Genomic DNA, 13,426 nt, shown 5'->3' on the forward strand with positions numbered 1-13,426 from the left:
GTAAAAAAATAAAATGTTAAACATCTCCGTCATCATCCCAGTTTACAACGCAGAAGTTTTCCTAGAGAAAGCAGTGAATTCTGCGCTGCAACATGATGAGGTGAAGGAAATTCTTTTAATTGAAGATAAATCTACAGATACTTCTTTGGAACTTTGTCGAAAATTAGCCGCAGAAAATTCTAAAATATTTTTATTGCAACATCCCGACAAAGGAAATCACGGCGCTGGTGCCAGTAGAAATCTTGGTTTAGAAAAGGCTACACAAGATTTTATTGCGTTTTTAGATGCCGATGATTATTATCTTCCGAACCGTTTTGAGGCAGAAAAAGAGTTGTTTAAAGACCCTAAAATCGAAGGTGTTTTTGGCGCAATCGGAACAGAGTTTCTTTCAGAAAAAGGAAAAAAAGAGTTTCAAGAAAAGTTTAAACAAGTGACTCTAACTACTGTAAAATATCCTGCGGAAGGTGCGCAAGTTTTTGAAGGATTAATGGGAATTCGAAAAGGATTTGGGCACTTTTTTCATCTTAATACTTTAACGGTAAAAGCCGAAAATATTAAAAAGAATAAGTTAAAATTTAATGAAAAACTACGTATTCATCAAGATACAGATTTTATCGTTAAAATGTCTTATCATCTTTATTTAAAATCTGGTATTATAGATAAAGCGGTTGCAATAAGAGGTGTGCACGATGACAATAGAATCACGAAAGTAAAGCAATATTCTTCTACCTATTTTAGAAACATGTTTTTGCTGTACGAATCGCGCTATATTTGGAGTAAAAAGCAAGAAAAATTGAGTCCAGTTTTAAAAAAAACTATAAAAAATCGCTACATCAGTTATAGAATTGCTACTAGAACGGGCTTTTCAAAATATTTCACTTATGTTACAAATTCACTTTTCAACCCAGTTTTATTAAAAACAAGATATAGATTTGTTGCATTAAAGAAGCATTTATGATTAAAAAGAGAATCAAGCAAATTTTAGCCTTAATACAAGATATTGGATTTTTTATTTATCTTAAATATTTTCATTCGCCAAAAGTAAATGAGAACAAAAAAATATTTATAAGTTTTAAAAATCCAAATTTGTACCACCGCTATTTTTATAATTTAGTTAAAACTTTGCAATTAGGAGGTTATTCGGTATTTTACCCAATGTCATTCAGTAGATTTAGAAATTTACGAACTGGCGATCCCTATTTGGCGCTTTTGTTTAAAGAAAACGATTTATTAATTATAAAAAACACCAAGAAAAATTCGAGTTTTGTAGAATTAAAAGATGAAATGTTTAGTGCGGATTACTATAAAACTTTTTTTGAAGATAGTAATGTTGAAAAGAATTCTTATCACATTCCGATGAGTTTTCATCCGAATATGTACGCCGAAAATCTTTGGGATGAGCCCTTAGCCAAGCGCAATGAGCGGGTTGATGCAATATTTACTTTTGGGAATTTTGATCGACGCGTTTATAAAACCATAGATCAATATCCCTTTGAAGTATTGAACCGAGCAGATTTAATAGAATTTTTCAGTAAAAAACAGGACTTTATTAGTATTGACAATCAGGAGAGTTTGAATGATTTACTTAGAAATGGATGTGATACAAAGTTCATTTTTGTTGAAAAATCTAATTTCCAAATACCGATGAAAGAAGTACGAAAATATTTGTCTAATTTTCGCTATTTTCTTTGTGTTCCAGGTGTTTTTGCGCCTTTAAGTCATAATTTTATTGAAGCAATGTCGGCCGGATGTGTCCCAATTATCGAAAAAAATTATGCTGAAACTATTTATCCACCACTTGAAAATGGTATAAATGCCATTATATTTGAAGATTTATTAGATTTAGATAATATTTTAACCAATCAACTTTTTAAAAAAAGCAATGAAGAAAGAAAAAATTTAGAAGAAAATGCAAAAATATATTACAATAATTTTCTTCATCCAAAGTCTGCAGGGAAAAACATTTTAGATAACATTGAAAAGCATCCGATTTATCTTAATGCAAGTGAGCGCAGTGTAAAATTAATTAAAAAATAAACTATGAAAACCACAACGCTTATTTATAATGTGTTATTTAAAGAAGGTATCGTTAATTTTATTAAAAGGAAAAGAAACATCACCTTTTTGGATAGCAAAACCATATTTACAATCAATTATCGGGATAAAAAAACCAAAATTGTGTTGAACCGAAAATTTGGACATGTAGATTTGAAGATTTTTAAAAATGGCATTTATGAAAAAGAAATAGTAGATGATATTTTTAATGAATTAGATTCTTCTAAAAATTTTGTAGATATTGGCGCAAATATTGGGCAGCACAGTTTACTGATGGCATCCTACTGCAAAAATGTCTATTCTTTTGAGCCGATTCCGGCAGTTTTTAAACAATTTAAAGAAAGCGTTGGCTTAAATAATTACAAAAATATCCATCTTTTTAATACAGCAGTTGGGAGTAAAAAAGAGGAAAAATCTTTTAATTTTGTAACGAATCATGCAGGTACAAGTTCGTTTGTTGAAAGAGAAAATCCGAATTCTGAAGTGATGACAGTGCATATTGATACACTTCAAAATCTACTTGGCGACACCAAAATAGATGTCCTCAAATTGGATGTAGAAGGCTACGAATCGGTAGTGATATTGGGAAATAAAGAAAAAATATTGCGTGACAAACCTGTTATTTTTATGGAATATAACCCAGATTGGATAGAAAAAGAAGGCTCTTTTACAAGAAATGAAGTTTTTGATTTTTTTATAGACAATGATTTTACGGTTTTCAGTAGAAATAATAACAAAACCTTGTCTAAAGCAGATTTAGATACCAATAGCCAAGACAATTGGATTATAAAACCTGCGCTATAAATGAAAATCTCCGTCATCATTCCCGTTTATAATGCAGAAAAATTTATTACGCAAGCTGTAGAATCTGCGCTTCAATTTCAGGAGGTTTCTGAAGTGGTTTTGGTGGAAGATAATTCGCCAGACAATGCATTGGAAGTTTGCAAAAAATTAGCAGAAAATAACCCTCGTGTAAAATTATATCAACATCCCGACAAAAAAAACCATGGCGCAGGTGCGAGTAGAAATCTAGGAATAGAAAAATCATCGGGAGATTTTGTTGCTTTTTTGGATGCAGATGATTTTTATCTTCCAAATCGTTTTGATGCTGAAAAAGAATTGTTTAAAAATACTGAAGTAGAAGGCGTTTACGGCGCAATTGGCGTAAAATATTATTCTGAAAAAGCACGAGAACAATATTTTCATATTTACCAAGAAAAATTAGATACGGTTTACAAAAAAGCAAAGCCGGAAGACGTTTGTCCGGGCCAAATGAATTTGCGCGGAAGTTTTGGCTTAATTCATCTCGATACTTTAACAATCAGAAAATCTGCGCTTTATAAAATGCCAAATTTGTTTAATGCAAGTTTGCGATTGCACCAAGATACAGAATTTACGATAAGGCTTTCTTATTATTTAAAATTATTTACAGGCATAAATGATGAAGCAATCGCCATTCGTGGCGTTCACGAAAACAATAGAATTACCAAAATCGAGACGAAAGAAGTAAAACCTGCAAGCACAAAAATTCTAATGTGGAATCAATTAAAAAATTGGGCAGAAAACGAGCCAAATTTCCCAGAAGAATATAAAAAACACATAGAAAGAACACAGCGCAGTTTCGAAATTGCAAATGCTGGTTTCGTTAAAAAATGGGCGATGATTGTGAAATATTTTTTTCTAGATTTTCAATCCATCCGCTCGGGCTTGTATAATATTAATTTCCGAAAAGATTTATTTTAATTTTCCAATAATTTTTTGCCGAGAACTTTAGAAAATTCATACCTGGATTTTTTATTCAAATGCACCAAATCTAAGTATTTATAATCATTTGGAACGAGATTATAATCAGTATAACTCACCTTATATTTTTTGGCAATTTGCTCCATTTTTTCATCAAAATCTGGTATTCTTGTTTGCTCAATTTTATAGGGCGTAGAATCAATCGGGTTTCTTACCATAATCACTTTTCCATGCTGTTGCAAAAGTTCAATTGTTTTTTCTAAATATTTCGCTCTGTTTTCAGACCATTTCAAGCCATTAATAAGATTTTGAAATAAAATCATTTTTCGTTTCATTTCTACCACTTTCCTTTTTGGCGGGTAATCTTTTAAACTAATGACATCTACTTCGCCATTATCCAAAATTTTTACTTCTGCCATCGGGTTTACAGGTGGCCGAATTTTATCATTTAAAACCTTTGTAATAGAAAAATCATAATTTTCTAATAAATAAGGAATATTTGGGTTTAAGTTTACAAAGTCAGTTTCGGCAAGCGATTTATCGTTTTCAAAATAATACTCTGGCGAATCTGGTTTGTTTTTATCGACCATTAAAGTACTCGGCTCCACAGAAATTATGAAAAGACTGTTTTTCGTATCTGTTTTTAATTTCTTTTTGATTGACTCCAAATACGCGGGGCCATAAGGAGAATGCCCCCAAGTAAAGGCATAATTATAAAACTTAACCTTGGGATATTTTTTATTAACAATACTGTCTATTATTGCTGGGCTCAGACCTGCCGCGCGCGAACTCCCTATAATTAGTGCATTTTGTTGGGGAGAAGTAAATCTTTTATAAAAATCATCCGTCGTTTTCCCGGTGAGATAAACGGCGTAGCAAACTACGGCAAAAGGCACTATTGAAAAAAGCACCAATTTTAATATAGAATTTCTAAAATTGTGCATAAATGTATCCTTTTGGTGCTAAATAAAATAAAAATATCAGAAAAACCAACACATAGTAAAATCCCCACCGCACAATTCTGGGTTTAGAATCTAGGAAATTAGCAGTCGGAAATTCTTGATTTCTCGTGAGCCATTCTATTGCCATCATAAAAATAATTAATATTGCAACAAATCGCTGAAATTGAAAATTAGGCTTTTGAAAAAACGATAATGAAAAAATACCTTTATAATAATGCAGCGCCATTTCTAAACTTTTAGAGAAAAATAGCACTTGCAAAAGCGCGAAAGAAATGAAGGTAATTATCATATTTTTTGCCTCTCTAAAAGTGGGCAAAATATTTAGATTTGGCTTTATTTTTTTACCCATTTTTCCACCTAAAATTAATGGGATAAACATAATGCCACTCACTAAACCATGAAAAATATAATGCCATTCTGCGCCGTGCCAAAAACCGATGATGATAAAATTAATGATAATCGCTAAAATTAATCCGAATTTTCCATAATCTCTAAACTGAATAGAAAGCGGCGTGAATACATAATCTGTAACCCAAGAAGTAAGAGAAATATGCCATCTTCGCCAATAATCTGCCACATTTTGTGCAAAAAATGGGAAATTAAAATTCTTCTGAACATTGATGCCCAACAATTTGCCAATCCCAATTGCCATATCAGAATAACCAGAAAAATCTGCGTATAATTGGATGAAATACAAAATCATCCCCACAAATAATGCGCTTCCGTTTAAACCCTCATATTTTGAAAATAACTCTGTGGTAATCACCGCAATTTGATCTGCAATTACTAATTTTTTAAAAAGTCCCCAAAGAATTTGTCTTAAACCCAAACTGAAAAGCGTGGCATTAAAAATTCTTTTCTCTTTTAATTGATTTAAAAAAACAAAAGAGCGATCGATAGGTCCTGCAATAATACAAGGGAAAAACGCGACATAAACCAAATATTCTAAAAGCGATTTGGATTCTTTTAATTTTCTATTTTTAATATCTAATAAATAACCCAGCATCCGGAAAGAATAAAAACTAATCCCAATCGGGATGATGTATTGTAAAGTAGAAATATTGCCTTTAGAATGGAAAATTTTAAGCAAATCATTAAAATTTTCAATAAAAAAATTGGTGTATTTAAAATAAATTAATTGCCCCAAAACAACTAAAACGCCCAATCTTAACCACCATTTTTTCTCCGTATCTTTTGCGATAAGTAGTTGTTTGCCAATAAAATAAGTCGCAACCGAAGTGCCGAAAATGAGCAAAATAAATTGGTAAGACCAAATTGCGAAAAAAATATAACTCCCGATTAATAAAATTATATTCTGGGTTTTGTTGGTCTTCGCCAAACGCCAATAAATAAAGAAAAGCGCTATGAAAAAAAAGATGAAATGATAAGAGTTTAAAAGCATTTTAAATAATAAATGTAAAAATTAAACCAAGTTTGTCCTACAATTTCGCTTCTAAAGAATCCATCAATTCGCCTAGATTATTCCAACTTTGGATTTCCGACGAGGTAAATCTTTTTTTAAAAGCCTTTTCTATGGCTACAATTAATTGTATGTGCGACAAAGAATCCCATTCTTCAACATCGTCTGCGGTGGTTTCTGCAGAAAGCACGATGTCATCATTTTCTAATTCTTCACGGAAAATCCCGGTGATTTTTTCTAAAATTTCTTCTCTTGTCATTTTTTATTTTTTTAAAATATAAACTTCTTTTGGCTCATAATTTTCAATATTTAAAAGCCATTTATTTTCGTGTTCTACAAAACCCAATCTTTCGTAATGCTTTTCTACCATTTGGTTTTTAGCGGTTGCGATGTATTCTCCGATGATGTTTTTATAGCCTTTTTCTTTCGCCAATTCTACAATTGTATTTAATGTAAAATCTTCCATACCTCGTTTTAATACTCGGCAACTCATTAGCCAAGTATTAATGAAAACATTTTCTGAATCTATTTTTTCTAAAATAATCACGCAAATTAAGCCATTATCACCGTATTTATCTTCTAAAGTAAAAGAAATGGTGTGGAAATTTTCATCATTCATCACGGTTTGTATTTCCTCTTCCGTGTATCTGATGGTTCTTAAATTAAATTGATTCGAACGTTGCGTAAGTTGTGAAACTCTTGGTTTTGAGAAATTATTAAACGCCTGAACGTCCGAAACCATATTCATGCTTTTAAGAAAATCTTCAAGGTTCGTGAAACTATCCAAAGCAATCACGCGCTGCGCTTCTACTTGATATTGCTTCGTTCTTTCGGCGTCGTTTTCAGAAAAACTGGTGGTTTCAAAAAGATCTAATCCATATAAATACTCTAAATATTCCGCTGGATCCTCGGGTAATTCTGGCACACAAACTTCGGGCAAATTTTCCCGAACAATATTGCGCTCAAACGGATTATCATCTAAAAAAACCATAGAATCAAACCCGATATTTAATACATTTTGAATTTTTCTGATATTATCGGCTTTGTTGTCCCAATTGGCAACGAAAAAGGCAATATCTTCCAATTTCAAAACCATGTCTGGATGTTTTTCAAAAGGCTCTTTTGCTTTGTCTTCGTCATTTTTGCTACAAACAGCAACTATAATTCCGCGTTTTTGCAAGGCTTTTACCCAATATTGAAGTTCCGTAAAAACCTTTCCAATCCCTAAACTCCCAATCTGGATTTTTTCTAAACCATCATCGCCAATTATTCCGCCCCAGGTGGTGTTATCTAAATCAAGAATAATACATTTTTTAAATTTCCCTTCCAATGAAGCCAAAATGCTAAAAATATTGTGAGCCACGATTGGCAAAGCGTCAAGCGATAAAACCATTTCTGTATTCACATAAATATTCGGAGCGAACATAAAATTTCTGCCGAATTTATTTTGAATAGAAAGCAAATCTGCAATAAAAAGATTATCTTTTTTTACCGCTAATTCTTGCAATAAATAATTGAGTTTATTTTGCTGAAATACAAATGAAGATTCTACTTTCGTAGCAAAATTTCCAAAAACCTGGTTGTCAATTCCTGGGAAATTGCAAAATATCACTTTGCTTTTTGTGCGGTTTTGGATGGTAGAATAAAGTTCTTCGATTGCATTTATTTTATTTTGAGCAAAATCTAATGGAGAATTATAAGATTTATAGAAAAGGCTTAATAATTTGTGCGAAGATTCAAAAATAATCGTGTAATTGGCCTCAAATTCATAATATTCTGAAGTTGGATCTAAAATCTGCCGTGAAATTTGCCCGAAATCTGCCTCAAAAATTTCTAAATCAAAACCTTCATCAAATGCGATTCCTTTTAGCGCAACATTTAAAAATTGCGTCGCCGTATCGCCGAGTAAGGCTACTTTTACTTTTTTTAGTCCGTCGGTATTTTTACTTAAATTTTTCTTTAATTGTGTGAAGGTTTTCATCTAATTTTTACTTTACAAAAACACCAATATATTTTCCTTCATATTCAATAACTTCCGTTTTTATCGAATGTTTTTCGCAAAAATCTTGGTACGCAGAATTATCGCCAATGTCATCACTGATGAATACGCCGCCTTTTCTTAAAGATTTGTAAAGTTGCTCATACGCCCAATTTCTGCCTTCGTAACTTTTATCAGAATCATAATGAACAACATCACAAACTGCACTTTCTGCAAATATTTTTGGTAAAGATTCTCTGTCGGCTTGGCGGTGAAGTTTCCAGAATTTTTTTAAATTTTCTGGCACTATACAACCTACGTATTGATCACCGTTTTGCCCCAAATACGGCATATCTGAACTGTAAAGTTTGCCATCTCTTTTCTCCACAGAAACTAAAGCGGCCAGCGAAGACCAACCGTATGCAACGCCAGTTTCAATTACACTTTTTGCATTTGTAAATTCGCAAGCGTAATAAATAAGTTCTAATGCACCAGGACCGCCCATTTTTATAGGGCAATCTTTTTCTTTTTGAGTGGCAATTTTAAAATCTTCTGCAAAAACTTCCGCAAAAGGGATGCTTTTTATGTCGAATAATTTTTTGATCACATTTTCTTGCGTAGTCGCTTGTGAATTTGCCCAAGTTAAAGTTTTTTGCTTTCCGCGAAAGGCGCTTTTTCTATTAAAAATATTTTTAATGATTTTTCTTCCCAATTCAGGGTAAAGATCTGGTCTTTTTAAATATCCTATTAAAGTTTTGCTTACCCGTAAAATTTCGCCCACTGTGTTTTTATTTGTTCACAAAAATAGCGAAAAATCACTAACACAGAAAATCTTTATATTTGTGCGTCTATTAAACCATTTTCTCCATAAAAAACGATAATATTTTAGTCTGCAATGAAATTCTCAATTTTAATAGCAAATTATAACAATGGCAAGTTTTTCAAGGATTGTTTTTTAAGCATTTGCGCGCAAAGTTACCAAAATTGGGAAGTCGTAATTTTGGATGATGCTTCTACAGATGATTCGGTTGCCATTATTAAAGACATCATTTCGGGCGATTCTCGTTTTCGTTTTTATGAAAACAAAGAAAATAAAGGTGTGGGATTTACCAAAAGTAAATTAATTGATTTGGCAAATGGCGAAATTTGCGGCTACCTCGATCCAGATGATGCCATTTTAGAAAATGCATTGCAGGCTTCCATAGACATTTTTAAGACAAAAAAATCAGCAGTTTTAACGTATTCGCGATTGGTGAAATGTGATGAAAACTTGAATCCTTTAGAAGAATTTCGCGCTGCAATGCAAGTTCCAAACGGGGATAAAAATTTTTTTAATTGTCCTATTCAAATTGCACCTTTTGTGGGTTTTAAAAAAGCGGTCTATTTGAAATGCGAAAAAATGAACGAAACTTTAAAAATAGCAGAAGACCAAGATTTGTATTTTAAAATGTATGAAAAAGGGAAAGTTTATTTTGTAAATCAAACAGATTATCTTTATCGCGCCCATTCTGGCGGCATTTCTCAGAACGAAAATAAACAAAAATCTTATGATTTCTGGGCCGTTGCTATTTTTAATGCAATGAAACGGCGCGGTTTAAAAAGCATTAATGGCAAGCAAATCCCTGAAAAGTTTACGACTCCTAAAGATATTTTCGATTTATTAGTTTATCAAAATTCTATTCCTTATCGAATAAAAAAGAAATTAAAGGTTATTTTTCAATCTTTATTTTAACTAAAATAATGACTGCCAAAGAACACAAAAAAATAAAAATTCTCTTTCGCCACCGCTCTATGGAAATGGGTGGCGTAGAAAAAGTGATGCTCAGTATCATCAATAATCTAGACCAAAACAAATTCGAAATTACTGTTTGTCTAAATCTAAATCAAGGCGAATTGCGTGACGAATTTCCTGCGCACGTAAGAAAAGTCTTTTTAACAGATGGAAGAGAAGATTTTTCTAAAAATAAAATCATTCAGAAATTTCAACTTTTAAAGCGAAAAATTAAACTAGAACAACTCAGAAAAGAGCCTTCAATTGTTGATATAAAATATTTGAAAGAGCATTTCGATATTGAAATTGGAATGACTTACAACGATTTCGAAATGGTTTTAAATTCTAGCAACGAAAAATCAAAAAAAATTGGCTGGTTTCATTCTGAAATAAACGTTGCCGGTTTTGAGCCTTTGGTTCCTAATATTTTAAAACAATTCCCGCAGTTTGATGAAATGGTTTATTGTTCGGAAAAAATCAAAAATTTGATGCACGAGCATCATCCAAACCTAAATTATCCGCGCGAGAAAGTGATCATCAATGCCATTCCGATTGAAGAGATTAAAAGTAAAGCCGCAGAAAAAATGGCCGATTTCCCAGAAAGTCCAGTTTTTGTTTCGGTTGGAAGATTGCATTTTAGAAAAGGCTATCATAAACTGATTTTGGCGCACGCAAAACTTGTCGCAGAAGGATTTCCACACAAAATTTTAATTGTAGGCGAAGGCGAACATCGGCAGAAATTAGAAGAATTAATTAAAGAAAACAAGGTGGAAAAATCTTTTATTTTGCTTGGGAATAAAATGAATCCGTATCCATACATCAAGCAAGCCGATTTTTTCATTCTTCCGTCCCAATCTGAAGCCTGGCCTTTGGTAATCGCAGAAGCATTAATTTTGCAAAAACCAATTATTGCAACAAAATGTGGTGATTTAGAATTGATGATTCAGCACGGAAAAACAGGCTATCTTATTAATTATGAAGAAGATGAGATGTGTGCTGCGATGAAATTGTTTTTAACGAATGAAGCTGTAGTTTCCGAAATTAAAATTAATTTGCAAAGCATTGAAAAACAGTTTGATAACGAAAAAATCTTCAAAAGTGTAGAAGAAATGTTATTTGAACTTTTAGAAAAATAAAAATAGTTTAGCCTAAAAAACACAATTTTAAATGAATTCTTTTATAAAAAACTTACACCAATCTTTTTCGCAAAACAGCGATCAAATCTGTATTTCTATTGATGGTGAAAATTTTAAATACAGTGAAGTTTTATATTTTTCTGAGCAAATCAGGCATCAACTTCAGGCGGTAAATTCACAAAATATTGGTATTTATTTGTCAGATGATGTTTTTATGTATGCTTCAATTTTAGCCGTTTGGCATGAAGGAAAAACCTACGTTCCGTTGCATCCAGAATTTCCTTTAAGTAAAAATCTAAGCGTAATTCAGCAAGCAAAAATTGAAACCGTTTTAACCTCCATTGAAATTAAGGATGATTTTGGTTTAAAATTAATCGATTCTCGGAAAGATTTTAATAAAATTCCAACGCCGCCAAAAGATTCAGCTTTAGAAAATAACGCTTACATTTTGTTTACTTCTGGAAGCACGGGAAACCCGAAAGGCGTTCCGATTACCTTTTCAAATTTATATTATTTTTCGGAATCTTTTCACGAAATTTTTGGGAAATTATCGCCTGAAGATAGCGTTTTGCAAATGTTTGAACTCACGTTTGATTTATCGGTAATGAGTTATTTAATCCCCTGGTTGAACGGTGCAAAAGTAGTCGGGCTTCATAAAAAAGAAACAAAATCTTTGCAAATTCTCGATCTTTTGGAAGCCGATGAAATAACGGTCGCATTGATGGTTCCAAGTATTTTAAATTTAATTTTTCCTTATTTAGACGATAGCATAAAAAATTCTAGTCTTCGGCTAAATCTATTTTGCGGCGAAGCATTATTGGTAAAACAAATAGAAAATTGGCGCGGTTTTATTCCAAATGCGAAAATTTATAATGTTTACGGTCCCACAGAAAATACTATTTTTTGTACATTTTATGAAATTAATGAAAATATTAAAGAAAAAAATGGCATAATCAGCATTGGGAAATCGCTTCCAAATAGCACTATGAGTTTCATTGATGAAAATTCTGATGAAGGCGAACTTTTACTTTCGGGGCAACTTTTAACCAAATTTTATTGGGAAAATGAAAGCAAAACCAAAGAGACATTTTTAGAAATTGACGGAAACAGATTTTACAAAACCGGTGATTATTGCTTGAAAGACACAGATGGTGATTTTTTCTACACCAACCGGATAGATTTTCAAGCCAAAATAAATGGTTTTCGGGTAGAATTATCTGAAATAGAATTTTTTGCCAACCAAAAATTGAAACAAGGCATAAGTCTAGCCACAACTTCTAAAGACAGCAATGGTAACGATTTTCTGGTTTTATTTACTAATGATTTAGAAATTAAAGAGCAAGAATTATTAGATTATTTGCTCCAAAATCTCGCCGGTTATTCCATTCCTTCCAAAGTGATAAAAATTGCAGAATTTCCGCACAATACTTCGGGGAAAATTGATAGACCACAACTGAAAAAAAACTATAATTTATGATGCTTCGGAATGCCAAGAAAGAAGATATTCCCTTTATTATAGACGGAATTTTAGAAATTGAAAAAACGGAAAATAGCAATAGTTACAATAATCTTTTCGGGACAGAAAGTGAAGAAACTAAGATAATTCTCTCTGCTTTTTTTAACGATGAAGAAAATTTTGACACCGAATTATCGTTAAATAGTTTTGCGGTGGCAGAAATTGATGGCGAAATTGCAGGATGTTGTTCCAAGATTTTTACAAATCAAGATTATTACAGAAATAAAGGTGAACTTTTCCCCATTCATCTTAGCAGCGACGTCTTAAAAATTTTTATGAATAATGCGCAAACTTTGCCCGACAGCAGGGCAATTAGCGAAAATAAAAGTTTTGTAGAATATATTTTCGTATCAAAGTTTTTTAGAAAAAAAGGTGTTGCAGAAGCATTAATACAGAAAAGTATTGAAAAAATAAATTCAGAAAAAGTATATATTAATGTTTTTAGTACTAATGATTATGCCATAGAATATTATCGTAAATTGGGCTTTGAGAAGTTTAAAGAAGTAAAGATTGACGAGAATCCACCGAGGTTTTATCCGTCAGCGGAAAAATTAATTATGGTAAAAAAAATTAACTAAAAACCTCTGGCGCAACAACTTCTGCAATATCATTTACCGTTTTTATAGTTCTGAAACTTCTAGGGTTTAATGTTGTACCCAATTCGTTTTCAATTAATTGCAGCACTAAAACCGAAGTTAACGAACCGAAAGAACTCAATTCTTTAAAATTAGTTTCAGGTGTGATTTTAGATTCTTCGCCCAATTCTTTGCGTAGAAGTTCACAAAATTGCTCTTTTGTCATCGTGTTTTTTATTGTCTGCAAATATATTAATTATTTTAAATTTG

General features: G+C 32.0%; 14 protein-coding genes. 8 read left to right on the plus strand and 6 right to left on the minus strand.

Annotated elements, in window-relative coordinates:
- Window positions 1–13: 13 nt before the first annotated feature.
- The 4 genes from C4S29_RS05330 to C4S29_RS05345 are packed head-to-tail and all read left to right on the plus strand — an operon-like array spanning window position 14 to window position 3,798.
- Window positions 14–958 carry a glycosyltransferase family 2 protein gene (locus C4S29_RS05330; RefSeq protein WP_103913116.1) on the plus strand — a complete coding sequence of 315 codons (945 nt, stop codon included), beginning with the start codon at window positions 14–16 and terminating at the stop codon, window positions 956–958.
- Window positions 955–2,037 (plus strand): glycosyltransferase family 47 protein, encoded by a 1,083-nt coding sequence (locus C4S29_RS05335; protein WP_103913117.1) that lies wholly within the window; start codon window positions 955–957, stop codon window positions 2,035–2,037. Before C4S29_RS05330 ends, C4S29_RS05335 begins: the two co-directional genes overlap by 4 nt.
- A gap of 3 nt (window positions 2,038–2,040) precedes the next feature.
- Window positions 2,041–2,859, plus strand: coding sequence for an FkbM family methyltransferase (locus tag C4S29_RS05340; protein ID WP_103913118.1), 819 nt, complete (start codon window positions 2,041–2,043; stop codon window positions 2,857–2,859).
- Window positions 2,860–3,798 (plus strand): glycosyltransferase family 2 protein, encoded by a 939-nt coding sequence (locus C4S29_RS05345; RefSeq protein ID WP_103913119.1) that lies wholly within the window; start codon window positions 2,860–2,862, stop codon window positions 3,796–3,798.
- On the opposite strand, the gene C4S29_RS05350 is transcribed toward C4S29_RS05345, so the two are convergent.
- From C4S29_RS05350 to C4S29_RS05370, 5 genes are read right to left on the minus strand one after another with little or no spacing between them, the layout of a single operon-like run.
- The gene (locus tag C4S29_RS05350; RefSeq protein ID WP_103913120.1) at window positions 3,795–4,742 is read right to left on the minus strand and encodes a hypothetical protein; all 948 of its coding nucleotides are present in this window, start codon (window positions 4,740–4,742) and stop codon (window positions 3,795–3,797) included. The genes C4S29_RS05345 and C4S29_RS05350 overlap by 4 nt on opposite strands.
- On the minus strand, window positions 4,729–6,162 hold the full coding sequence (locus C4S29_RS05355; RefSeq protein ID WP_103913121.1) for an MBOAT family O-acyltransferase: 1,434 nt from the start codon (window positions 6,160–6,162) through the stop codon (window positions 4,729–4,731). Before C4S29_RS05355 ends, C4S29_RS05350 begins: the two co-directional genes overlap by 14 nt.
- Before the next feature lie 37 nt (window positions 6,163–6,199).
- Window positions 6,200–6,439, minus strand: coding sequence for an acyl carrier protein (locus tag C4S29_RS05360; protein WP_103913122.1), 240 nt, complete (start codon window positions 6,437–6,439; stop codon window positions 6,200–6,202).
- A 3-nt stretch (window positions 6,440–6,442) separates the two neighbouring features.
- Entirely contained in the window at window positions 6,443–8,161 is a 1,719-nt protein-coding gene (locus C4S29_RS05365; RefSeq protein WP_103913123.1) for an HAD-IIIC family phosphatase, read from the minus strand.
- 7 nt (window positions 8,162–8,168) lie between these two features.
- Window positions 8,169–8,939 carry a class I SAM-dependent methyltransferase gene (locus C4S29_RS05370; protein WP_103913124.1) on the minus strand — a complete coding sequence of 257 codons (771 nt, stop codon included), beginning with the start codon at window positions 8,937–8,939 and terminating at the stop codon, window positions 8,169–8,171.
- Window positions 8,940–9,053: 114 nt separating this feature from the next.
- On the opposite strand from C4S29_RS05370, the gene C4S29_RS05375 reads away from it, so the two are divergent.
- The 4 genes from C4S29_RS05375 to C4S29_RS05390 are packed head-to-tail and all read left to right on the plus strand — an operon-like array spanning window position 9,054 to window position 13,159.
- Window positions 9,054–9,890, plus strand: a complete 837-nt coding sequence (locus C4S29_RS05375; protein ID WP_103913125.1) for a glycosyltransferase family 2 protein — start codon at window positions 9,054–9,056, stop codon at window positions 9,888–9,890.
- A gap of 8 nt (window positions 9,891–9,898) precedes the next feature.
- Entirely contained in the window at window positions 9,899–11,065 is a 1,167-nt protein-coding gene (locus tag C4S29_RS05380; protein ID WP_103913126.1) for a glycosyltransferase, read from the plus strand.
- Between the two features lie 31 nt (window positions 11,066–11,096).
- Window positions 11,097–12,542 (plus strand): AMP-binding protein, encoded by a 1,446-nt coding sequence (locus C4S29_RS05385; RefSeq protein ID WP_103913127.1) that lies wholly within the window; start codon window positions 11,097–11,099, stop codon window positions 12,540–12,542.
- Entirely contained in the window at window positions 12,539–13,159 is a 621-nt protein-coding gene (locus C4S29_RS05390) for a GNAT family N-acetyltransferase (RefSeq protein WP_103913128.1), read from the plus strand. Before C4S29_RS05385 ends, C4S29_RS05390 begins: the two co-directional genes overlap by 4 nt.
- Here the strand turns inward: C4S29_RS05390 and C4S29_RS05395 are convergent.
- Entirely contained in the window at window positions 13,152–13,382 is a 231-nt protein-coding gene (locus C4S29_RS05395; RefSeq protein ID WP_103913129.1) for an acyl carrier protein, read from the minus strand. The genes C4S29_RS05390 and C4S29_RS05395 overlap by 8 nt on opposite strands.
- Window positions 13,383–13,426: the final 44 nt, after the last annotated feature.

Source organism: Halpernia humi (assembly GCF_900108025.1).
Taxonomy (GTDB): Bacteria; Bacteroidota; Bacteroidia; order Flavobacteriales; family Weeksellaceae; genus Halpernia; species Halpernia humi.

Coding starts and splice junctions, on each gene's coding strand:
- C4S29_RS05350 (WP_103913120.1), bottom strand. CDS start 4,742: ATGCACAATTTTAGAAATTCTATATTAAAATTGGTGCTTTTTTCAATA.
- C4S29_RS05375 (WP_103913125.1), top strand. CDS start 9,054: ATGAAATTCTCAATTTTAATAGCAAATTATAACAATGGCAAGTTTTTC.
- C4S29_RS05395 (WP_103913129.1), bottom strand. CDS start 13,382: ATGACAAAAGAGCAATTTTGTGAACTTCTACGCAAAGAATTGGGCGAA.
- C4S29_RS05345 (WP_103913119.1), top strand. CDS start 2,860: ATGAAAATCTCCGTCATCATTCCCGTTTATAATGCAGAAAAATTTATT.
- C4S29_RS05365 (WP_103913123.1), bottom strand. CDS start 8,161: ATGAAAACCTTCACACAATTAAAGAAAAATTTAAGTAAAAATACCGAC.
- C4S29_RS05380 (WP_103913126.1), top strand. CDS start 9,899: ATGACTGCCAAAGAACACAAAAAAATAAAAATTCTCTTTCGCCACCGC.
- C4S29_RS05330 (WP_103913116.1), top strand. CDS start 14: ATGTTAAACATCTCCGTCATCATCCCAGTTTACAACGCAGAAGTTTTC.
- C4S29_RS05385 (WP_103913127.1), top strand. CDS start 11,097: ATGAATTCTTTTATAAAAAACTTACACCAATCTTTTTCGCAAAACAGC.
- C4S29_RS05355 (WP_103913121.1), bottom strand. CDS start 6,162: ATGCTTTTAAACTCTTATCATTTCATCTTTTTTTTCATAGCGCTTTTC.
- C4S29_RS05335 (WP_103913117.1), top strand. CDS start 955: ATGATTAAAAAGAGAATCAAGCAAATTTTAGCCTTAATACAAGATATT.
- C4S29_RS05390 (WP_103913128.1), top strand. CDS start 12,539: ATGATGCTTCGGAATGCCAAGAAAGAAGATATTCCCTTTATTATAGAC.
- C4S29_RS05340 (WP_103913118.1), top strand. CDS start 2,041: ATGAAAACCACAACGCTTATTTATAATGTGTTATTTAAAGAAGGTATC.
- C4S29_RS05360 (WP_103913122.1), bottom strand. CDS start 6,439: ATGACAAGAGAAGAAATTTTAGAAAAAATCACCGGGATTTTCCGTGAA.